19 protein-coding genes are annotated in these 20,645 nt (G+C 73.3%); 8 read left to right on the top strand and 11 right to left on the bottom strand.

Annotated elements, in window-relative coordinates:
• Position 1 precedes the first annotated feature (1 nt).
• The 3 genes from LH044_RS14760 to LH044_RS14750 are packed head-to-tail and all read right to left on the bottom strand — an operon-like array spanning position 2 to position 4,204.
• Complete coding sequence (locus tag LH044_RS14760; RefSeq protein ID WP_227756348.1) at positions 2 to 2,299, bottom strand: FdhF/YdeP family oxidoreductase; 2,298 nt, start codon at positions 2,297 to 2,299, stop codon at positions 2 to 4.
• Positions 2,292 to 3,242 carry a formate dehydrogenase accessory sulfurtransferase FdhD gene (fdhD, locus tag LH044_RS14755; protein ID WP_227756347.1) on the bottom strand — a complete coding sequence of 317 codons (951 nt, stop codon included), beginning with the start codon at positions 3,240 to 3,242 and terminating at the stop codon, positions 2,292 to 2,294. Before fdhD ends, LH044_RS14760 begins: the two co-directional genes overlap by 8 nt.
• Positions 3,243 to 3,262: 20 nt before the next feature.
• Positions 3,263 to 4,204, bottom strand: coding sequence for a sulfite exporter TauE/SafE family protein (locus tag LH044_RS14750; protein ID WP_227756346.1), 942 nt, complete (start codon positions 4,202 to 4,204; stop codon positions 3,263 to 3,265).
• 207 nt (positions 4,205 to 4,411) lie between these two features.
• Between LH044_RS14750 and LH044_RS14745 the strand changes: the two genes are divergently transcribed.
• The gene (locus LH044_RS14745; RefSeq protein ID WP_227756345.1) at positions 4,412 to 5,827 is read left to right on the top strand and encodes a hypothetical protein; all 1,416 of its coding nucleotides are present in this window, start codon (positions 4,412 to 4,414) and stop codon (positions 5,825 to 5,827) included.
• Between the two features lie 144 nt (positions 5,828 to 5,971).
• Here the strand turns inward: LH044_RS14745 and groL are convergent, their stop codons facing one another.
• The 3 genes from groL to LH044_RS14730 form a co-directional block, all read right to left on the bottom strand.
• A complete protein-coding gene (gene groL, locus LH044_RS14740; protein WP_227756344.1) occupies positions 5,972 to 7,594 on the bottom strand; it encodes a chaperonin GroEL in 1,623 nt (540 codons plus the stop codon).
• A gap of 316 nt (positions 7,595 to 7,910) precedes the next feature.
• Positions 7,911 to 8,807, bottom strand: a complete 897-nt coding sequence (locus LH044_RS14735) for an SRPBCC family protein (RefSeq protein WP_227756343.1) — start codon at positions 8,805 to 8,807, stop codon at positions 7,911 to 7,913.
• Positions 8,804 to 9,103 (bottom strand): ArsR/SmtB family transcription factor, encoded by a 300-nt coding sequence (locus LH044_RS14730; RefSeq protein ID WP_227756342.1) that lies wholly within the window; start codon positions 9,101 to 9,103, stop codon positions 8,804 to 8,806. Before LH044_RS14730 ends, LH044_RS14735 begins: the two co-directional genes overlap by 4 nt.
• Positions 9,104 to 9,330: 227 nt before the next feature.
• On the opposite strand from LH044_RS14730, the gene LH044_RS14725 reads away from it, so the two are divergent.
• The 3 genes from LH044_RS14725 to LH044_RS14715 are packed head-to-tail and all read left to right on the top strand — an operon-like array spanning position 9,331 to position 12,348.
• The gene (locus LH044_RS14725) at positions 9,331 to 10,845 is read left to right on the top strand and encodes an FAD-dependent oxidoreductase (protein ID WP_227756341.1); all 1,515 of its coding nucleotides are present in this window, start codon (positions 9,331 to 9,333) and stop codon (positions 10,843 to 10,845) included.
• A 47-nt stretch (positions 10,846 to 10,892) separates the two neighbouring features.
• Positions 10,893 to 11,564, top strand: coding sequence for a hypothetical protein (locus tag LH044_RS14720; protein WP_227756340.1), 672 nt, complete (start codon positions 10,893 to 10,895; stop codon positions 11,562 to 11,564).
• A 43-nt stretch (positions 11,565 to 11,607) separates the two neighbouring features.
• On the top strand, positions 11,608 to 12,348 hold the full coding sequence (locus LH044_RS14715; protein ID WP_227756339.1) for a hypothetical protein: 741 nt from the start codon (positions 11,608 to 11,610) through the stop codon (positions 12,346 to 12,348).
• A 10-nt stretch (positions 12,349 to 12,358) separates the two neighbouring features.
• Here the strand turns inward: LH044_RS14715 and LH044_RS14710 are convergent, their stop codons facing one another.
• Both LH044_RS14710 and LH044_RS14705 read right to left on the bottom strand, forming a co-directional pair.
• A complete protein-coding gene (locus tag LH044_RS14710; protein ID WP_227756338.1) occupies positions 12,359 to 12,703 on the bottom strand; it encodes a hypothetical protein in 345 nt (114 codons plus the stop codon).
• A 101-nt stretch (positions 12,704 to 12,804) separates the two neighbouring features.
• Positions 12,805 to 13,077 carry a ubiquitin-like small modifier protein 1 gene (locus tag LH044_RS14705; protein WP_227756337.1) on the bottom strand — a complete coding sequence of 91 codons (273 nt, stop codon included), beginning with the start codon at positions 13,075 to 13,077 and terminating at the stop codon, positions 12,805 to 12,807.
• A gap of 228 nt (positions 13,078 to 13,305) precedes the next feature.
• On the opposite strand from LH044_RS14705, the gene LH044_RS14700 reads away from it, so the two are divergent.
• Together LH044_RS14700 and folP are read left to right on the top strand one after the other, a co-directional pair.
• Entirely contained in the window at positions 13,306 to 14,343 is a 1,038-nt protein-coding gene (locus LH044_RS14700) for a glucosyl-3-phosphoglycerate synthase (RefSeq protein WP_227756336.1), read from the top strand.
• Entirely contained in the window at positions 14,340 to 15,212 is an 873-nt protein-coding gene (folP, locus tag LH044_RS14695) for a dihydropteroate synthase (protein WP_227756335.1), read from the top strand. The genes LH044_RS14700 and folP overlap by 4 nt, the downstream gene beginning before the upstream one ends.
• 116 nt (positions 15,213 to 15,328) lie before the next feature.
• Here the strand turns inward: folP and LH044_RS14690 are convergent, their stop codons facing one another.
• Positions 15,329 to 16,324 (bottom strand): glycerate kinase family protein, encoded by a 996-nt coding sequence (locus LH044_RS14690; protein ID WP_227756334.1) that lies wholly within the window; start codon positions 16,322 to 16,324, stop codon positions 15,329 to 15,331.
• Between the two features lie 92 nt (positions 16,325 to 16,416).
• On the opposite strand from LH044_RS14690, the gene LH044_RS14685 reads away from it, so the two are divergent.
• Entirely contained in the window at positions 16,417 to 17,808 is a 1,392-nt protein-coding gene (locus tag LH044_RS14685) for an alpha,alpha-trehalose-phosphate synthase (UDP-forming) (RefSeq protein WP_227756333.1), read from the top strand.
• Between the two features lie 85 nt (positions 17,809 to 17,893).
• Here the strand turns inward: LH044_RS14685 and otsB are convergent, their stop codons facing one another.
• Together otsB and LH044_RS14675 are read right to left on the bottom strand one after the other, a co-directional pair.
• Positions 17,894 to 18,661 carry a trehalose-phosphatase gene (otsB, locus tag LH044_RS14680; protein ID WP_227756332.1) on the bottom strand — a complete coding sequence of 256 codons (768 nt, stop codon included), beginning with the start codon at positions 18,659 to 18,661 and terminating at the stop codon, positions 17,894 to 17,896.
• Between the two features lie 13 nt (positions 18,662 to 18,674).
• The gene (locus LH044_RS14675) at positions 18,675 to 19,391 is read right to left on the bottom strand and encodes a LytR C-terminal domain-containing protein (protein WP_227756331.1); all 717 of its coding nucleotides are present in this window, start codon (positions 19,389 to 19,391) and stop codon (positions 18,675 to 18,677) included.
• A gap of 126 nt (positions 19,392 to 19,517) precedes the next feature.
• Here LH044_RS14675 and LH044_RS14670 point away from each other — a divergent pair, with 126 nt between their 5' ends.
• A complete protein-coding gene (locus LH044_RS14670; protein WP_227756330.1) occupies positions 19,518 to 20,645 on the top strand; it encodes a lysylphosphatidylglycerol synthase transmembrane domain-containing protein in 1,128 nt (375 codons plus the stop codon).

Below are 20,645 nucleotides of genomic sequence, written 5' to 3'. Positions count from 1 at the left end.
ATCAGGCCAGGACGATCTCGACGACGGCCTGGTAGTCGGGGATGCGCGACCCGGGCTCCCGATGAGCAGCGCCCGCGGGCAGCAGCGCGTTGCCCTCGGGCCAGTGCACCTGGGCCGTGCCCCGCGGCAGGCGCGACAACCGGACCGTCGCCGACATCTCGCCGGTGTCGGAGCGCAGGACGACCGCCTGACCGTCGGCGAGACCGAGGGCGTGGGCGTCGGTGCGGTCGAGGTAGACGGCATCGCGTGGCGCGCCGGTCAGGGGGTCGGTCTCTGCCCAGACGATCGAGTTGAACTGCTTGCCCCGCCGGGTCGACACGAGGAACCGGCCCTCGGGCACCTCGGACCGGGGCGGCTCGAGCGGGGTGAAGCGGCCCTTGCCGTCGGGGGTCGGGAAGCGGCCGCCCGGGCAGATGTGGCGCCCGCCCCACTGCACGGCGTCGCCGGTCGTCTCGAGGAACTCGATGCCCGCGTATGACGGCACGACCCGGGCGATCTCGGCGCGGAGGTCCTGGTTCGTGGGCCAGTCGAACTCGGCGGCCCGCTCGGGCCGGGCGCGCCGGACGACGTCGCCGAAGAGCCGCCACTCGCTGCGGGCCTCGCCGACCTGGCGCGGGATCTCGGGCGAGAACGCGATGCGCCGCTCGGTGGTGGTGGAGGTGCCGCCGCCCTCCTGCTCGTAGCGGGTGGTGACCGGGAGCAGGATGACGTCGTCGCCCTCGACGAGCATCTGCGACGTCACGACGACGTCCTGGTGGATGCGCGTGCCGACGGTGCCGAGCGCCTGCGCGACGGCGGCCGGGTCGGGCAGCACGTCGAGGAAGTTGCCGCCCGACATCCACAGCACGTCGAGCTCGCCGCGGCCGGCGGCCTCGACCATCTCGGGGGCGGTGAGGCCCTCGTGGTCGGGGACGTCGAAGCCCCACTCCTCGGCGAGGGCGGCCGCCGAGTCGGCGTCGATCGTGACGCCGCCCGGGTAGGCGGTGGCGTACGCCCCCATCTCGGCACCGCCCTGCACGCCCGAGTGGCCCCGGATCGGCATGAGCCCGGCGCCGTTGCGGCCGACGTTGCCGCGGGCCAGGCCGACGTTGACGATCGCCCGCACGCCCTCGACGCCGAACGTGTGCTGCGTGATGCCCATCGACCAGATCAGCACGGCGCCGCCGGCCGAGCCGTACAGGTCGGCGAAGCGCTCGAAGGTGTCGGCGTCGACGCCGGACGCCTCGATCAGCTCGTCGAGGTCCTGCTCGTCGAGCGAGGCCATCAGGTCCTGCCAGCCCGACGTGTGATGGTCGATGAACGCGTGGTCGACCCGCCGCTGGGCGACGAGCCGCTTGATCAGCGCGTTGGCCAGGGCGATGTCGCCGCCGGGCCGGACCGGGACGTGGAGGTCGCAGATGCGCGTGCCGAACACCGCCGACTCGACCGACGACGGCACCCAGTAGCGGTCGAGGCCCGGCTCCAGGAACGGGTTGACGACGACGACCTTCGCCCCGTTGCGCTTGGCCTGCTCGAGGTGCTTCATGAACACCGGCTGGTTGTTGGCCGGGTTCGTGCCCCACAGCACCACGAGGTCGGTCTCGAGCACGTCGCGCAGCGAGCAGGTCGAGGCCGCGACGCCGATCGACGCCTTCAGCCCGAGCGTCGACGGCGCGTGGCAGACGCGGGCGGCGGAGTCGACGTTGGCCGTGCCGAGCGCCCGGGCCGCCTTGCCGGCGACGTAGTAGGTCTCGTTCGTGATGCCCCGCGACGTCATGTAGAGCGCGACGCGGTCGGGCGGTGCGGCGCGCAGGGCGTCGCCGCAGGCGTCGAGCGCCTCGTTCCACGTGATGCGCGTGAAGCCCTGCTCGCCGCGCCGGCGCCGCATCGGGTGCGCGAGCCGGCCCATCGCCCGCAGCTCCTTGCCGGACCGGCCCCGGAGTGCGCCGACGTCGGACAGCAGGATCGGATCCATCGCGTCGGCGGTGTTGAACTCGAGCAGCTCGAGGCGCGTGGTGCAGAGGTGGACGCCGTCGATCGTCCAGTCGTGGAGGCCGGCGACGCCGAGCGCGCAGCCGTCGCACACGCCCTTGGTCAGGACGTCCCAGGCGTACTTCGGGTGGTTGGAGTTGTCGCGGGCGATCCGCAGCATGTCCTTGAAGTGCCGGGGCTTCTGCTGGTCGACCCCGTTGGGGACGAGGCCGGCCCACAGGTCGGGGTGCAGGCCGACGCGCCGCAGTCCGGCGGCGACGGGGCCGGGCACGACGGGTCGGCGGTCGAGGCGGTCGTCGGGCCGCGGCCGCTCGCTCCGATCACCCATCCACCCCTCCCCGGATATAGGGGTGCTCAGCGACATCCCTTGTCGCGATCCCGACCCCAGAAACCTCGCCGACCGGCGCCCCGGCCACCCGGTCGCCGCCGGCGTAGACGGTGAAGCGGCCGGATCGGGCGAAGCCGACCAGCACCAGGCCGGCCCGCTCGGCGGTCCGCACGGCGAGCGACGACGGCGCGCTCACCGACACCAGCGCGGCGAAGCCGCCGGCCCACGCCTTCTGCACCATCTCGAAGCTGGCCCGACCCGACACCCAGAGCACCATCCCGGTCGCCGGGAGCGCGCCGTCGAGCAGCAGCCGACCGACGACCTTGTCGACGGCGTTGTGGCGACCGATGTCCTCGCGCACGACGACGACCTCGCCGTCGGGAGTGACCGCGGCAGCGGCGTGGCTGCCACCGGTCAGGGCGAACAGCTCCTGGTGCGAGGCCACCGCCTCGGACAGGCCGCCGAGCAGGTCGTCCCGCAACGCCGGGCCCTCGGGGAGCCGCGCCAGCCGGGCGGTGAGCTCGTCGACCGACTCGGAGCCGCAGATGCCGCACGACGAGGTGGTGGTCGTCAGGCGGGCCTCGGGCGGCGCCGACCGGCCGACCGTGTCGACGGTGACGACGTTGAAGCCGGTCTCGACCGCCGAGCCGGTGGCGCAGTAGCGGATCCCGCGCAGCGAGGCGCCGTCGAGCAGGCCCTCGGCGTGGCACCACCCGGCGGCCAGCTCGTAGTCGTGGCCGGGCGTGCGCATCGTGGTGGCGACGGTGACGCCGTCGACCCGGAGCTCGAGCGGCTCCTCGACGAGCACCGATTCCGGCGCCCGACCCCGGTCGACCGGCGGCGGCGCGGACGAGGCGCCCGGGGCGCCGTCCGCCCGTGCAGGGGCGTCGGCATCGGCCTCGAACCGGCGGGCCAGGTGGGTCTCGGTGCGGGCTCGGGCCACGTCCGCATGCTACGGGCGCGTCACAGCGCCGCCAGTTCGGACCCCCCGTAGACGACGGCGAGGACGACGATCAGCGCCCCGAACAGCAGGCGCACGGTGCGCTCCGAGCTGCCGATCGTGAGATGGGCGCCGATGCGGGCACCCGGGACCACCCCGACCATCAGCGGCAGGGCGTAGGTCCAGTCGATGTGGCCGAGCACGGCGTGGGTGACCAACGCCGGCACGGAGAAGATGGCGACGGCGACCAGGCTCGATGCGACCGCCGACTTCATCGGCACCCGGAGCGGGCCGGTGAGCACCGGGACCATCACGATGCCGCCGCCCACGCCGAGCAGACCGGCGACGAACCCGGATGCAGCGCCGAGCACCGCCAGCATCGGGAGCGGGTGCCTCGTCGGCGCCGTACCCCCGGCGCCGTCCCGCCCAGAGGTGCCGATCGGCCCCTCCGGCCGTGACACGGCGAACGCCGTCTCGGTCTCCGAGGCCTCGGTGCCCTCGAACGCCTCGCCAATGAGGCCCTCGTCCTCCTCCTCCGGCGCGACGAGGTCGACGGCCGCTGTGCCCTCGTCCCCCGGCCCGGCGGCAGCCCGCCGACCGCCGCGCACGACCGAGAACCCGGACCACAGCATCAGCGCCGCGGTGAGGACCATGAGGACGCCGCCGTCGACCTGGTCCGAGGTCAGGGCGCCGACGATCGCGAACACCGCGCCGGCGATGCCGAGGCCGAGCGCCGCGCTCCAATCGACCAACCCCTCACGGGCGTAGCGCAGCGTGCCGGCGATGGCGCCCGGGAGGATGGCGGGGACGGTGGAGCCGACGGCTTGGAGCGGCGTGGCGCCGAGCACCCGCACCGCCGGCGTGGTGATCACTGCGCCGCCGACTCCGAGCAGGGCGGACAGCATCCCCGCGCCGACGCCCACCAGCACGGTGACCGCCACCGTCGCGACGTCGCTCCAGTCCACGGACGGCGACGCTACGTGAGGCGGGACGCGGTCACGCCGACAGCACCGCCGTCACCACGCCGTTCTCGGTGCACCCATCGTCGCCGGACGACGCGGCTGCACCTAGAACCGACGGTCGAGCCCCGCCGATCGAGGAGAAGTGCCCAGGCGCCGTACGACATGTCTCCCGGTACCCTCGGCCACAGGGGCGCGGGCCCCGTCGGAAGGGTGGACATCATCATGGGACGAGTGCGGGCGACGGCCGCCGTGTGCGCCGTCGGACTGGGGATGGTCGCGGCGTCGTGCAGCGGCGACGGCGGGGAGCAGGTGCTGCGCACCGACGGCGACACCGCGCCGGTCGCGTTCGAGGCCGCGATCAGGGAGACCTTCACCGGGACCGGTCGCTACACGTTCACGATGGACGACGACGACTCGTCGGACGCCCGTCAGACCGGCGAGTTCGCCGGCGGTGCGACCAAGGGCACCGTCACCTGGGAGGACGAGGACCCGACGACCGTTCTCATCGTGGACGACGTCTCCTACATCGGCGTCGACGAGGGGACCGCGGACTGGTGGGCGGTCGATCCGTCGGCACTCGAGGGCAAGCAGTGGATCCGCACCACGCCGACGCCCGAGGAGCTCGCCGAGATGGAGCTCCCGGAGGGCGTCGATCCCGAGATCGCGGCCGGCATGATGGCCATGGACCCGAGTGTCACGGGCGATGCGTCGGCGCCGCAGATCCTCTCGCAGCTCGACCGCATCCTGAGCCGGGCGCAGGACGTCCGAGCGGACGGGACCGCGGACGTCGGCGGGCGGACGTTGGATCGCTTCGTCGCGCGGCTCGGTGGCGACGAGATGTTCGAGCTGTACGGCGGTGACGTCCGGAGCGTCCTCCAGTCGTCGGCGCTGATGTGGGGCGACGAGGGCGGCCCGCTCGCCGGCGACGTCGAGGACCGCCTCACGGCCCTGAGCAACTACGTCGACGACCACGTCGGCCTCGAGCTGACCGTCCTCGCCGACGGCACGGAGGTCGCCCGCGTCGACATGCGGGTCACGAGCACCGTCGACCCGCAGTACGAGGACTGCACGTTCCTCGACGTGAGCAGCGGCCCCGACACCATGACCTTCGAGTTCACCGACCTGGGCGCGCCCATCACGCTCGCCGCTCCCGACCCGTCCACCGTCATCTCCTCGAGCGACCTCGACGAGCTCTTCGAGTACGACGACTCGTTCGAGCAGGTCGGCGGCGCGGGCGGGGACTCCATCACGACCAGCGACGGCGAGTGGACCCGCGACGAGATCGAGGAGTGGGTCATCGACGACGCCGCTCGGCTCGGCGTCGACCCGGTCACGGTCCCCGGCCTGCCGCAGGACCAGCTCGTGGCGCTGTACGAGCGCTCGCTGGTGCTCGACGGTCCCCTGCTCGAGACCGAGTGGGACGGCGAGATGCCGCGGTCCGAGATCGTCGCCACCGTGCTCGCCGGCGCCGACAGGATCGGCCTCGACCCGGCGACCGTGCCGACCATGTCCGACGCGGACCTGGTCGCCGCCTACGACGAGATCAACGAGCTGCGGTACGGCCCCATGGACGAGGACGACGTCGGCGCGTTCCCCGAGGACCTGTTCGAGGGCTGCCCGGGCTGACCGGCCGAGCGCCGTGTTCAACGTGCGCTGGTCGTCGCAGCGCGACGATGCGAGCACCGAGAACCGGCGTCGAGACGCGACGAAGGGCGGCCCCGGAGGACCGCCCTTCGTACAGATCAGGCTCCCCTGATCAGTCCGCGTCGATCAGAAGTCCATGTCGCCCATGCCCGGAGCGCCGGCGGCGGCCTTCTCCGGCGCGTCGGCGACGACGGCCTCCGTGGTCAGGAACAGCGCCGCGATCGACGCCGCGTTCTGCAGGGCCGAGCGGGTCACCTTGGCGGCATCGATGATGCCGGCGGCGACCAGGTCCTCGTACTCGCCGGTGGCGGCGTTGAGGCCCTCGGCCGGCTTGCCGAGCGAGCGCACCCGCTCGACGACGACGCCGCCCTCGAGGCCGGCGTTCTCGGCGATCTGCTTGATCGGGCCCTCGAGCGCACGGGAGATGAGCGTGGCACCGGTGGCCTCGTCACCCTCGAGCTTCTTGACGAGCTCGTCGACCGCGGTCTGGGCCCGGAGCAGGGTCACGCCACCGCCGGCGACGACGCCCTCCTCGATGGCCGCCTTGGTCGTGGAGACGGCGTCCTCGATGCGGTGCTTCTTCTCCTTGAGCTCCACCTCGGTGGCAGCCCCGACCTTGAGGACGGCCACGCCACCCGACAGCTTCGCGAGGCGCTCCTGCAGCTTCTCCCGGTCGTAGTCCGAGTCGGTGTTCTCGATCTCGGCCTTGATCTGGGCGATGCGACCCTCGAGGTCCTCCTTGGAGCCGCCGCCGTTGACGATCGTGGTCTCGTCCTTGGTGACGACGACCTTGTCGGCGGAGCCGAGCAGGCTGAGGTCGACGTTCTCGAGCTTGAGGCCGACCTCCTCCGACACGACCTGGCCGCCGGTCAGGATCGCCATGTCCTGCAGCATCGCCTTGCGGCGCTCACCGAAGCCCGGGGCCTTGACGGCGACCGAGTTGAAGGTGCCGCGGATCTTGTTCACGACGAGCGTGGCCAGCGCCTCGCCCTCGATGTCCTCGGCGATGATGACGAGCGGCTTGCCCGACTGCATGACCTTCTCGAGCACGGGCACGAGATCACGGACGTTCGTGATCTTGGACGACACGTACAGGATGTACGGGTTGTCCAGCGCGGCCTCCATGCGCTCGGTGTCGGTGACCATGTAGGGCGAGATGTAGCCCTTGTCGAAGCGCATGCCCTCGGTGAACTCGAGGCCCATGCCGAAGGTCTGGCTCTCCTCGACGGTGATGACGCCGTCCTTGCCGACCTTGTCGATCGCGTCGGAGATCAGCTGGCCGATCTCCTTGTCGGCCGCCGAGATGGAGGCCACCTGGGCGATCTGGTCCTTGGAGTCGACCTCGACGGCGAGCTCCTGGATCTTGCCGACGGCCGCCTCGACCGCGGCCTCGATGCCCCGCTTCACGCCGACCGGGTTGGCGCCGGCGGCCAGGTTGCGCAGGCCCTCGCGGACCATCGACCACGCCAGCACGGTGGCCGTGGTCGTGCCGTCACCGGCGACGTCGTCGGTCTTCTTGGCGACCTCCTTGACCAGCGAGGCGCCGATGTTCTCGTAGGGGTCCTCCAGCTCGATCTCCTTGGCGATGGACACGCCGTCGTTGGTGATCGTCGGGGCGCCCCACTTCTTGGCGAGGACGACGTTGCGACCCTTCGGGCCGAGGGTGACGCGCACGGCGTCGGCGAGCTGGTTCATGCCCGCCTCGAGGTGACGTCGGGCGTCCTCGTCGAACTGGATGATCTTGGCCATGAGTCCTCCGTTGGAAACTGTGGCGGTGTGCGTGGGCGGTGCGGTCGCCGACCGGTGCGCCGCCCGCCGGCCTGGCGGTTGGCACTCTCGGCACGGGAGTGCCAGACATTCTTAGCACTCACCTGCCCGGAGTGCTAACAGCCTCCGGCCTCCCCGCTGCGAGCCTCAGGCCGACGGGCGCAACGCCGCCCGGCGTCGCCCGGCGTCGGCGAAGGGGCCCGGCGGAGAGGCCGGCGGACAGCACGGCAGAGGCCCGACTCCCGCGCCGGTCGAGCGGCCAGCGGCGCCGCCGGCGCCAGCGTCGGCGGGCCGGCGGTCAGTCGCCCAGGACGTGCCGGTACATCGGGACGAACTCCGCCGGGTCGGCCGGCATCAGCTCGCCCGCCGCCAGGTACATGTCGAGCTGCAGGAGGAGCGCGTGCCACGTGGCGGCCCGCGCCGCGTCGGTACCGATGCCGTCGTGGGTCAGGCGAATCAGCGTGGCGCCGTCGCCGCCCGTGACCTCCCAGTGCAGCGGTTCGTCGGCGTGGTCGCCGGCACCCCACCTGTCGAGGTCGGCCGAGACGACGGCGCGCACCCGATCCGGCTCGACGTGGGTGCCCCGCTCCCACGTCATCGAGCCGTCGGGCGAGGGCACGCCGGCCGGCGGGCCGACGGCGGCGACGTACTCGTCGTAGACGGCGAACCCGTCGGCCTCCGCACCGACGGCATCCTCGGCGACGCCACCGTCGAGCAGGGCGTCGAGCTCGGCCAGGCACACGTGCCAGCCCGCGCCGTTGCGGGCGGCGACCGACGGGTGGCTCAGCACCTGGGTGAACACCATCAGCGTGCCGTCGCCGTCCGGCGTGAGCTCGAACCGGAGCAGCTCGGCGCCCCACGTGAAGGAGAAGACGTTCGGCGGGTCGACCGCGACGACCCGACCGGTGAACTCGGGCCCGTCGGCGCGGGTCGGCTCGCCGGCCTCGATCGCCGCCTCGCGGTGGGACTGGTCGTCGAAGCGCAGCGGTGCGCCGGGGGTGCGGTCGCCGATCACCTCCGACGGGAACCACCGCCGCAGCTCGTCGGGATCCGTCACGGCGCGCCACACGCGCTCGATCGGCTGGCGGTAGCGCCGCTCGAACCGGAGCACGGGCCGGCCGTCGACGGTGACGAGCTCGCCACGACGCGGCGGACCCGACGTCGAGGAGGCGGGGGTCGGGTGTTGGTCGGTCACGGGTGCTCCTCCAGGTGGGCGTCGAGCCGGTCGAACGAGTCCGCCCAGAGGTCCCGGAAGGAACCGATCCACTCGTCGAGCTCCCTGAGGGGCTCGGGTCGCAGGGAGTAGAGCCGGCGCTGGGCGTCGGGACGGACCTCCACCAGCCCGGCGTCGCGGAGGACGCGCAGGTGCTTCGACACGGCGGGCTGGCTGAGGCCCAGCCCGTCGACCAGCTCCCCGACCGGGCGCTCCCCGTCGCGGAGCAGCTCGAGGAGGTGACGGCGGTGCGGTTCGGCGAGGACGGCGAAGGTCACCGCGCGAACATGCCTCAGTGGCTATATGCCTGTCAAGGCACCTTCTCCGCGCCCCGGCAGCAGGGCCGTTGCCGGACAGAGCCTTGAGCGGCCGATCGGCCACGGTTACGGTGCCCGGCACGTCTTGACCGCATGGTCAAGTTCAGTGGGCGCCGGCCCGATGTCTCCCGAGAGGGACGGTCGAACCGGCGCACGCCGAGCGGCGAGCGGCCGGAGGAGGGGCACACGTGGCACGGATCGTCGTCATCGGCGCCGGGGTCGGCGGACTCGGCACCGCGCTGTGCGCAGCACGGACGGGCCACCACGTCACGATCGTCGAGCGCGACGACACGCCGCTGCCCGCCGACCCGCACGGCGCGTTCGACTGGGACCGCCACGGCGCCCCCCAGGTCCGGCACTCGCACGCCTTCCTCGCCCGTCTGCGCAACCTGCTCCGGGACCGGCACCCCGACGTGCTCGCCGATCTGATCGCCGCCGGCGCGACCGAGATGCGGTTCCTCGACATGCCGCCCGAGGGCATGGCCATCGAGCCGGAGCCGGGCGACGAGGACCTGGTCGGGCTCGCGGTCCGCCGCACGACGTTCGAGTGGGTCCTGCGGCGCGCCGCGCTGGCCGAGGGCGACGTCGAGCTGCTCCACGGGACCGCTGTCTCGGCGCTGCGCACGACCCCCGGCGCCACCGGTGACGAGGTCGATCGCAGCGGCCCGCCCCTCGTCGTCGGCGTGGAGGTCGACGACGGACGGGTGCTCGACGCCGACGTGGTCGTCGCCGCCGGCGGCCGCCGCAGCGATGTGCCGGCGCTGCTCGAACCGCACGGCGTCACGGTCGACGAGGTCTCGGAGGACACGGGGATCATCTACCTGTCGCGCTTCTTCCGCCTGCAGGACGGCGCCGAGATGCCGCCGCTCACCGGGCCGATCGGCGGCGACCTCGGCTACATCAAGTACGGCGTCTTCCCCGGCGACAACCGCACGTTCTCGATCACGTTCGCCGTCGGCACCCACGACGCCGAGATGCGCAAGCTGCTGCTCGACGACGAGACGTTCCTCGCCGCAGCGGGGATCTTCACGGCCACGGCGGCGTACGTCGAACCCGGGCGGTCCGAGCCCATCAACAGCGTCCAGGTGATGGGCGGGCTCATCAACCGCCGCCGCCGGTTCCTCGACGCCGACGGCCGTCCGGTCGTCGCCGGCTTCCACGCCGTCGGCGACGCGCACACCGCGACCAACCCGCTCTACGGGCGCGGGTGCAGCCTCGCGATGGTCCAGGCGCAGGTGCTCGCCGACCTGATCGACGAGCACGGCGTCGACGGTCCCGAGGCGCACGCGGCCCGGTCGATCGCGTACGAGCAGGCGACGCGCGACGAGGTCATCCCCTGGTACAAGGCCGCGGTCAGCCAGGACCGGATGGCACGGGACCAGGCCGAGCGCGCCGCTCGGGAGGCCGAGGAGGCTTCGACCGCCGACGGACCGTCAGCCGACGCGGACGCTCCCGAGGAGTTCGCCGACCCGGCGGAGTTCGCCCGCACGCTGCTGCGCGACGGCCTCTTCCCGGCGCTCCGGGTCGACCCCGTCGTCCTGCGGGCCTTCCTGCGTATGCTCAACCTCCTCGACGCCCCGGACTCGCTCATGGCGAACGGCGACGTGATCGGTCGCGTGATGGCCGTCTTCCAGGACAAGGACAACCGGCCGCCCGAGCCTGACCTCGGCCCCGACCGCGCCGGCTTCCTGGCCGCCATCTAGGCGAACGGGGCTTCCGCGCCGGCCCGCGCGTCCGTACCGTGGGCCACGTGGAAGAGGGATCGGAGCAGCGCGACGCGGAGTGGCGCGCGACCGAGGTCGATCGCGGGCTCTCGATGCTGAGCACCGGCATGCTGCTGGCGATGGTGCTCGGCGTTTCCAAGGTCGGGTCCGGGTTCAGCCTCGCGGCCATCGGCGAGATCGTGATGGCCGCTGGAGCGTGCTGGCTCGGTCGTGCGAGCGATGCTCACGACCAGCGCCGATCCTGGTTCACGGCGGCCACCGGCCTGACCCTCGTCGTCGTCGTACCGATGTCCGTGACGGAGCTCCCCGAGCGGCCGGTCGCGATCGTGGCGATGATCTGCTGGGTCGGCACGGCAGCAGCGCTGGTGCACGCGCTCGCGCTCCAGGCCCGCGAGTTCGGGGACGAGGTGGCCGCCATGTGGGTGACCGCTCGGCTCACCGCGCTCCGGCGGCTCGGACTCGCAGCTGCGGCCGGCATCGCCATGCTGCTCGTCGCCCCACCGGCGTCCGGCGACGGCGGGATCACCGCATTCGGGATCGGCTTCGGTTCGAACTGGTCGGCGACGCTGCCCCTCTTCGGGTTCGGCGCAGCTGCGATCTCTGCCTACTTCGCCATCCGCCACCCGTATCGGACGCTGCGTGCGGCGGCCCAGTTCGCCCGGAACCACCCGGCCGAACCGACGTCGACCGCGTCCTGACGCGGCCTTCCGATCGCGCAGCACCTCCCGTACCGTTGGTCTGGTGGAAGAGGGAGCCGTCGAGGACGCGGACGTCCCCTGGGATGCCGACGACCCGCGGTCCGAGGCGCACGCGTACGCCATGTGGGAGCCGTCGCCCCTGGAGCGCGGACTGAACCGCCTGGCCGGAGGCATCACGACGACGATCGTGCTCTGGATCGTGGGCTTCAAGAGCGTCGACCACCGCAACGGCCTCACCATCAACCTGATGTTCCTCGGGCTGGTCGTCGTCGCCGCGGCGGCGCGACGGCTCTGGCGGGGTGCGACCGCCGACCGGACCCGCTCGGCCTGGCGATGGGTCGCGGTGACCGCGGTCGTCGGGTTCGTGGCCGGCGCCGCCACGTTCGTGAGCCTCGATCCAGCCGCCTACGTCCTGACCATCGTCCTCAGCGCCACCACCGCATCGCTCACGGTCGAGGCCTTGGTCCGGCTGGCGTCGGACCAGGAGGCCGATCTCGGCCATCGTTGGCGGCGGTCCGCACCCGGGACCTTCGCGGTCATCGCGCTGAGCGGATCCATCGCCGTCGCGAGCATCGTCGTCCGGGTCGTGGAGGCGGATCCGCAGGACGTCCCGTGGCCACCACCGGTCGAGTCGTCATGGCAGTTCAGCTTCGTGTGGAGCGGCCTGCCCGATGCGCTGCTGGCGCTCGCGGCGGCCACGGCCGCATGGGCGCTCGCCCGATGCGTGAAGCCCTTCCGCGAGCTGCGCGCGCTGGCCAAGGACCTGCGGGTCCCGGTCGTCTGACGGGCCGCCCTCAGACGCCGCGGAGGCGGACCACGCTGGCGGACGGGTCCTCGGGATCGAGGTCGACCTCGATCGGTCGGTCCTTGTCGCCCTCGTCGGCGAACTGCTCGACCACCGGGCGGTCGTCCTTCGGATCCTCGAGCACGTCGCGCAGCCCGAGCAGACCGGCCGCGACGACGCTGGCGCCGATCGACCGGCGGTAGCGATGCGGGATCCCGCTCGACCGGGTGGGCTCGATCGGCGGCGCGAGCTCGTCGGAGACCGGCACGAGGAACGGCGGCAGCAGCGGATCGACCTCGGGCGGGCCGCCCGAATCGTCGTCGGGCTCGTGGCCGAACGGCTCGTCGTCGTGCACGTCCGCGAGCCTACGACCCGTTCTGGCTGTCGTTCTGCCGGTCAGGACCGGCAGAACGACAGCCAGAACGAACGGAACGGGCCAGAACGAGGGGACGGGGGTCAGCCGCCGGCGACGGCGGGGATGATCGAGATCTCGGCGCCGTCGGTCACGGCGGTGTCGACACCGTCCAGGTAGCGGACGTCGTCGTCGGCGAGGAACACGTTGACGAAGCGGCGGAGCGAGCCGTCGTCGTCGAAGAGCCGATCCTTGAAGCCCGGGTGCGCGGCGTCGAGGTTGGCGAGCACCTCGCCGATCGTCGCCCCCTCCACCTCCACCGAGGACGAACCGCCGGTCAGCGTCCGGAGGGTGGTCGGGATCCTGATCGTCACCATGTGCGTGCTCCTCGATCGATCGCTCGGTTGTTCGAGCGGTTCGGGGCGTCAGGGCCCCGTCGCAGGCGTCGCATTCTCCACCAGGGGTGGCGTCCACGTGAAGTCCCGTGGCGGCGGCGCCGTGCACGTCAACTCCAGGATGGCGCGCACGATTCCCGCCACGGGGGCGGATAGGTTGCCCGGGCCGATCGTGATCGGGCCCGTCCGGTCCGCCGCGGCGATGCACCCATGAGCAGCGAGCACCGACCCCCGACGGGCCACGACGACCGGCGCCAGACCGCCGGCGCGGCCACCGATGCCGGCGCCGCGCTGGACTGCCCGCCGATCCGGTCGTTCCACCACGCCGACCGCACCGTCGACGAGCTGGTGGCGACGAAGGGTCCCACGACGGTGTCGGTCTGCCTGCCCGCCCGCAACGAGGAGCCGACGGTCGGGCGGATCGTGGAGGTCCTCGTCCGCGACGCCGTCGAGGTCGGGCTCGTCGACGAGCTCGTCGTCATCGACGACCACTCGGTCGACGCCACGGCGTCGGTGGCCCGGGACGCCGGGGCGCGGGTCGTGCACGCGGGCGACGTGCTGCCCGAGTTCGGCCGGGCGCACGGCAAGGGCGAGGTGCTCTGGAAGTCGCTGCACGTGACCGACGGCGACCTGGTGCTGTGGTGCGACGCCGACCTCAGCGACTTCAGCGCCCACCTCGTCACCGGGCTCCTCGGACCGCTGCTCTGCGAACCCGATGTCGAGCTGGTCAAGGGCTTCTACCACCGACCCGAGGCCGACGGCGTGGGCGGCGGCCGGGTCACCGAGCTGGTGGCGCGCCCGCTCCTGTCGCTGCTGTTCCCGGCGCTCGCCGGGCTGTACCAGCCGCTGTCGGGCGAGTACGGCGGCCGCCGGAGCGTGCTCGAGCGCCTGCCGTTCGTGCAGGGCTACGGCGTCGAGGTCGGCCTGCTGCTGCACTACCTCCGCCAGCGCGGCACGACCGGCCTGGTGCAGGTGGACCTGCAGGAGCGCCGCCACCGGAACCGACCGCTCGAGGACCTCGGCCCGCAGGCGATGGCCGTCGCGCAGACGATCCTCCGCCACGCCCAGACGAGCGGCCTCCACGGCCCCGAGGGCACCGCGCCGATCCCGGCGGTCGCGGAGCTGCTCCGGCCCGGGCGGCCGCCCCACGCCGTCGACGTCTCGGAGCGGCCGCCGATGATCGAGGTCGCCGCCTACCTGGACCTGCTGCGGGGCGGCCGGCCGGTCGACGAGGACGCGGAGCGGTGACCCACGCCGACCCGTCGAGGGCGCCCCGGCCCGGCATCTTCGCCGTGCTCAACGCGTCGCCCGACTCCTTCTCCGAGAACAAGGTGGCCGCGTCCGACGGGGCGGCGCTCGCGGTGCAGATGGTCGCCGACGGGGCCGACGTGCTCGACGTCGGCGCGCAGTCGCTGCGGACCGACCAGCCCGAGATCTCGGTCGACAACGAGCTGGCCCGGCTGCTGCCCGTGCTCACCGCCGTCCGCGAGCGGGTGCCCGACGTGACGCTGTCGGTCGACACGTACCGCCACCAGGTCGCCGACGCCGCGCTCCGGGTCGGGGCCACGATCGTCAACGACCCGTCCGGGCTGCGCGACCTCGAGCTCGCCGACCTCGTCGCCGGCTCCGGCGCGTCGATCGTCGTGGCGTTCAACCCGGGGGTCCCCAAGCAGCGCCGTCCCACCGGCGAGCGCCTCGCGGACCCGGTCGAGGACTGCCTCCGCTTCGTGGGCGAACGCCTCGAGCGACTCGAGCGCGCCGGCGTGCGCGACGACCAGGTGATCCTCGATCCCGGACCCGACCTCTACAAGGCGCCCGACGAGACGGTCGCCATCCTGCGCGCCGTGCCGCGCCTGCGGGCCGAGCTCGGCATCGACCGGGTGCTGTGGGCGGTGTCGCGCAAGGACTTCGTCGGCGTGCTCACCGGCCGCCTCCCCCGCGACCGCGGCGCCGGCACCCTCGGCGTCCTCTCGTCGGTCGACCTGCAGGACCAGGACCTGATCCGGGTCCACGACGTGCGGTCGACCGTCGACTTCCTCACCGTCCGCGCCGCCCTGCGCCACGGCGCGGACGGTCCGATGGAGATGGACGACGCCATCCGCTACGACCCCGACTGAGTGCATCCCTCCCAGGGACGGGCGCCGGATCCCGCCCGAGCCCGTTCTGTGATGCTCGATACGTCGATCCAGACGTATCGAGCATCACAGAACGCCGGTGAGCCGGGCTGACCCGGTCAGCCGGGCTCGGCGAAGGACGGCAGCTCCAGCGCGACCTCGGCGAGCAGGGCCGCGGTCTCGGTCATCGCCCGCTCCCGACCGAACCTCGACGTGAGCGACACGGTCGGCACGAGCGCATCGGCGCCGTCGAAGCACTCCCCCACGACGGCGACGACCGGCACTCCGACGTGGCGGGCGAGGTCGACCATGCCGCCCACGACCTTGCCCTCGAACGACTCCTCGTCGAGGAAGCCCTCGCCGGTCACGACGAGGTCGGCGCCCTCGACGTCGGCGTCCAGGGCGAGGCGCTCGGCCACGAGGTCGAACCCGCTCAGCAGCTCGCCGCCCACGCAGGCCAGACCGCCCGCCAGGCCGCCGGCGGCGCCGGCGCCCTCGAGATCCGACACGTCCACGCCGTACTCCTCCAGGTACACCTGCTGCAGCCGCTCCAGCCGGCGCTCGAGCAGCTTCACCTGCGTCGGCGACGCGCCCTTCTGCGGTGCGAAGTCCCGGGCGGCGTCGACGAACCGCGTCCGTACGTCGCAGGCCACCGTGAGGCTGACGCCGCGCAGCCGGTGCACGGGGTAGAGCGCCCGCAGCGCGCCGAGCCCGCCGTCGGTCGTCGCCGATCCGCCGACGCCCACGATCACGTCGTTCGCCCCCGCGTCGAGCGCGGCCGCGATGAGCTCCCCGGTGCCGTGGGTCGAGGCCGCCACCGCGTCGTTGCCCTCGGCCCCGCCCACCAGGGCGAGACCCGATGCCCTCGCCATCTCGATCACCGCGCTGCGCCCTGCGTACCGCCACTCGGCCTCGACGGCGTCGCCGTTCGGCCCCGTCACGACGGTGCGCCGGTTCGGCCCCCCGAGCGCGTCGAGCGTGCCCTCGCCGCCGTCGGCCATCGGCCGGACGACCACGTCGTGGCCCGCGCCGCGCAGCGGCGCGGCCAGCGCCTCGGCGCACTCCACGGCGCTGACCGTGCCCCGGAACTTGTCGGGAGCCACCACGATGCGCACGGCCGGGGAGCCTACGTCCCGCCGGCGGCGAGCCGCCCCGGCGGGGCGGGTGGCCGACCGGGACCCCGAGGACCAACCCGTAGGGTGGGTGGGTGGACACGGTCGACCGCCCCATCGTCCTCGCGTCGAACCGCGGGCCCCTCAGCTACAAGGACGAGGGCGGCACGCTCGTGCCCGTGCGGGGCGGTGGCGGGCTCGTCTCGGGTCTGGCGCCGCTCATGGACGAGGGTCGCATCACCTGGATCGCCGCGGCGCTGTCCGACGCCGACCGCAAGGCCGCGGCCGACGACCTCCCCGCCGCACAGGGCCACCCCGTCCACCTCGTCGACGTCCCACCCGACGAGTTCGACCGCTACTACGACGTCGTCGCCAACCAGACCCTGTGGTTCATGCACCACGGCCTGTTCGACCTGACCCGGGAGCCCGAGCTCGACTCGACCTGGCGGGAGTGCTGGGACTCGTACAAGGACGTGAACCGCCGGTTCGCCGCCGCCATCGCCGCCCACGCCCCCGAGGGTGCCGTCGTCCTCGTGCAGGACTACCACCTGACGATGGTGGCCCCGACCGTTCGGGCCGCCCGCGACGACCTGTCGCTCGTCCACTTCCACCACACGCCGTTCGCCGGCCCCGACGGCGCCCGAGCCATGGCCACCGGCCCGCTCGTCGAGATGCTCGACGCGCTCGCCGCCCACGACGCGTGCGGCTTCCACGTCCCCGAGTGGGCCGAGAACTACTCGGCGGTGCAGCAGCGCTGGGGCACCGTCCACCCGACGGACCGGGCCAAGGTGTTCGCGTCGACGCTCAACAGCGACATCGACGACCTGCGTCGGGTCGTCGCCGAGGAGGACTGCTCGAGCGCGCTGGTCGACCTCGACGAGCTCGTCGGCGACCGGCAGCTCATCGTGCGCGTCGACCGGATGGAGCTGTCGAAGAACATCGTGCGCGGCTTCCACGCGTACGACCGACTGCTCGAGCGCCGCGAGGACCTCCGCGGCCGCGTCACCTTCGTCGCCTGCTGCTACCCGTCGCGGCTCGGCGTGCCGGCCTACGCCCGCTACCGCGACGAGGTCGAGGCCGCGGCGGCGTCGGTCAACGAGCGCTGGGGCGACGCCGACTGGACGCCGGTCGAGCTGATGACCGACGACGACTTCCCGCGCTCGATCGCCGCCCTGCGCCGCTACGACGTGCTGCTGGTGAACCCGATCCGCGACGGCCTCAACCTGGTCGCCAAGGAGGGCCCGATGGTGAACGAGCGCGACGGGCAGCTCGTCCTGTCGACCGAGGCCGGCGCGTGGACCGAGCTCGTCGGCGCCGCCGACGGCATCTCGCCGTTCGACATCGAGGCCACCGCCGAGGCGCTCGGGTCCGCGCTGGACCGAGACCCCGAGGAGCGCGCCGCCCGAGCCGCGCTGCTGCGGCGATCCGCCGAGGCGCGCACGCCGGCCGACTGGCTCGACGACCAGCTCGCCGCCCTCGACGACTGACCGGACGACGATCTCCTGCTCTGTCCCGCCTGGCGGTGCCGTTCAGCACCGCGAGCCGTGACAGAGCGGGTGGGATCGGGACGCGTCAGGTGCCGAGGGCGAGGACCAGGTCGGCGACGGCGGCCGGTCCGTCGACCAACAGGTCGGCACGGTCCCGGAGCGCGCCGGGCACCTCGGGCCCGTCGACCACGACGGCGAGCACGCCCCGACCCGCCGCCCGCAGCTCGTCGAGCACCTGGAAGGCGGGGACGTCGCCGAGGTCGTCGCCGGCGAACAGCACGGGGCCGGTGTGCGAGCCGGCGAGCCGCTGCAGGACGGTGCCCTTGTCCTCGTCGATCGGCGGGTGGAGCTCCACGCTCATCTTCGCCGGTCGGGCCCGCAGGCCGGTCGGCCCGGCGATCTGCTCGGCCCAGGCGATGACCTCGCCCTCGAGCTCGGGGCGACGCCGGTAGTGCAGCGTGATCGACAGGCCCTTGAGCTCGATGTCCATGCCCTCGGGGCCCTTCATGCGCGCCAGCCCGGCGACGTCGGCCATCGTCTCGCGCCACACGCCCGAGGTCGGGTGGTCGGCCCGCTCGCCCAGGCGTCGCGCCTCCAACCCGTAGAGCCCGACGAGCGTGACGCCGGACGGCTCGGGGAACCAGCGCTCGAGGAACGCGAGCGGCCGGCCCGAGATGACGGCGACCTCGCCGAAGCGGGCCGCCAGCCGTTCGAGGGCGGCGGCCACGCCGTCCATCGGGGCCGCGGCCTCGGGGTCGTCGACGATCGGCGCGAGCGTGCCGTCGAAGTCGAACGCGACCAGCGCGTCGGCGGCGTGGGTGCGGAACGGTTCGAGCGCGTCGGGGACGCCCACGTCGACGGCCGGCTCAGCGGGTCGTGGTCGTGACGCCGCCGGTGCCCGTGGCGCCCGCGGTCGACGTCCCGGACTTCACGGTCGTGGTCGTCGCGCCGCCGGTCCCGGTGCCGCTCGTGCTCCCGGTGCCGCCGGCCACGGTCGTCGTGGTCGCGCCGGCCGTCCCGCCGGCGGTCCCGCCGGCGTTGACCTTGGCCACGAGGTCGGGACCGATCATCACGATGACGCCCGACGTCGGCGGCTGGTTCTTGGCCAGCTGGGTGCCGGGGGCGAGCGGCTGCACGGCCGTCTCGGGCAGGCCGAGGGCGGCGGCGATCGACTTGGCGTTGGCCTCGTAGCCGTTGGCGTAGAGGACCTGCGACGCGGTCACCGGCTGCAGCGAGTCGGTCGCCACGACCTGCGTGTAGCCGGACTGCGCGAGGAGCTGGCCGGTCTTGGCGGCCAGGCCCGAGGTGCCGGAGCCGTTGGCCGCGACGACCTGGACGGTCTGCGGTGCCTGCTCGGCGACGGTGGTCGTGGTGGCCTCGGTGGTGGTGGTGACCTTGTCGTCGCCAGCGCCGATCTCGAGGTCGGAGCTGTCGCCGTCGAAGCCGGCGCCGCCGGCCTTGATCAGCAGGATGACGGCCAGCACGACGCCGACCGCGATCAGGATGAGACCACGGTTCACCGGGTTCGGACCGGGCGGAGGAGCCGACGAGCGCGGGTTCCTCGGTCGCTGCGTGGTGGCCATGTGAGAACCCTAGCCAACGGGTCCTGAGGGGTTCGGGGCACTCCGCCGATCCTCGGTGCACCTCGTTCGGGCGTCGAAGCGACCGTCGGACGCTCCGCGACCTGCGCCCGGCCGTACGATCGCCGCATGGACGGCCCGCAGCGATCCGGCCGGTGGCTGCGCGCCGCGGTCGTGGTGCTCGCACTGGCCGGGCTGGCGGTGTTCGTCGTCGCGGAGTGGGACCAGGTCGTCGACGCGGCCGAGCTCCTCACCCACGCCGACTGGACCTGGATCGCCATCGGGTCGGTCACGAGCATCGTGTCGATCGTCCTGTTCGCCGGTGTGCGCTCCGTCCTGCTCGGCGCCGGCGGCGCCCACCTGCCCCTCGGCCGGGCGACCACCGCGTCCTTCGCCAGCGGCGCGATCGCGGCGACGCTCCCGGCCGGCGGCGCGCTGGCCACGGGCTACATGGTCCAGCGCTATCGCGAGGCCGGCGCCGACGGCGGCCTGGCGGGGTGGACGACGATCGCCACCGGTGTCGTCGCCCCGGCGGTGCTCGTGTTCATGACGCTGGCGGGGTACGCGGTCGCCGGCGAGGACCCGAGCCGGGCGCTGCTCCCCGGGGCCGTCGCGCTGGTCCTGCTCGGCGCCTTCTTCGCCATCACCCGGAACCCGTGGGTGCTGCGCCGCCCGGCCGAGTGGTGCGTCCGGGCCTGGCTCGCGCTCCGCCGCCTCGTCACTGCCCGCGCCACCACCTCGGGTGGCGATGCGCACGAGGACGCCGGTGGGGCGGCGGCGGACCTGGCGGACCGGTTCGTCGACTCGTTCGGCGCCGTGCGCGCCGGTCCCGGCCGCTGGACCGCGGCGTGGGTGCTGCAGGTGCTGAGCTGGATTGGCGAGTTCGTCGCGCTCGTCGCCGCCGTCGCGGCCATGGGCGGGGGGACGCCGACGGACCTGTCGGCGTGGGGGTCGATCCTGGCGATCTACGGGACCAGCCAGCTGGCCGGGGCGATCCCGATCATCCCGGGCGGGGCCGGTCAGGTCGAGGCCGCCCTGGTGGTCGGGCTGACGGCGACGGGCACCGACGCGTCGACCGCGCTCGCCGCCTCGGTCGCCTTCCGGCTCATGTCGCACTGGCTGGTCGTGCCGATCGGCTGGGTCTGCGTCGCGCTGCTCCGCCGCAAGGGGATCGACATCCCGCGCGACGATGCCGACTCACCTGTCGCCGGCGGGTACGGGCCCGATCCGGTCGAGCGGCTCGAACCCGGCGGCTGA

It is taken from the genome of Dermatobacter hominis, from assembly GCF_020715685.1.
GTDB lineage: Bacteria > Actinomycetota > Acidimicrobiia > Acidimicrobiales > Microtrichaceae > Dermatobacter > Dermatobacter hominis.
Note: the sequence above shows the minus strand (reverse complement) of the source record. Positions and strands in the feature narration are given on the sequence as shown.

What these genes read in the sequence shown, in the direction of transcription:
- LH044_RS14760 (WP_227756348.1), bottom strand. Translation starts at nt 2,299, where the DNA reads ATGGGTGATCGGAGCGAGCGGCCGCGGCCCGACGACCGCCTCGACCGC.
- groL (WP_227756344.1), bottom strand. Translation starts at nt 7,594, where the DNA reads ATGGCCAAGATCATCCAGTTCGACGAGGACGCCCGACGTCACCTCGAG.
- LH044_RS14705 (WP_227756337.1), bottom strand. Translation starts at nt 13,077, where the DNA reads ATGGTGACGATCAGGATCCCGACCACCCTCCGGACGCTGACCGGCGGT.
- LH044_RS14700 (WP_227756336.1), top strand. Translation starts at nt 13,306, where the DNA reads ATGAGCAGCGAGCACCGACCCCCGACGGGCCACGACGACCGGCGCCAG.
- LH044_RS14675 (WP_227756331.1), bottom strand. Translation starts at nt 19,391, where the DNA reads ATGGCCACCACGCAGCGACCGAGGAACCCGCGCTCGTCGGCTCCTCCG.
- LH044_RS14670 (WP_227756330.1), top strand. Translation starts at nt 19,518, where the DNA reads ATGGACGGCCCGCAGCGATCCGGCCGGTGGCTGCGCGCCGCGGTCGTG.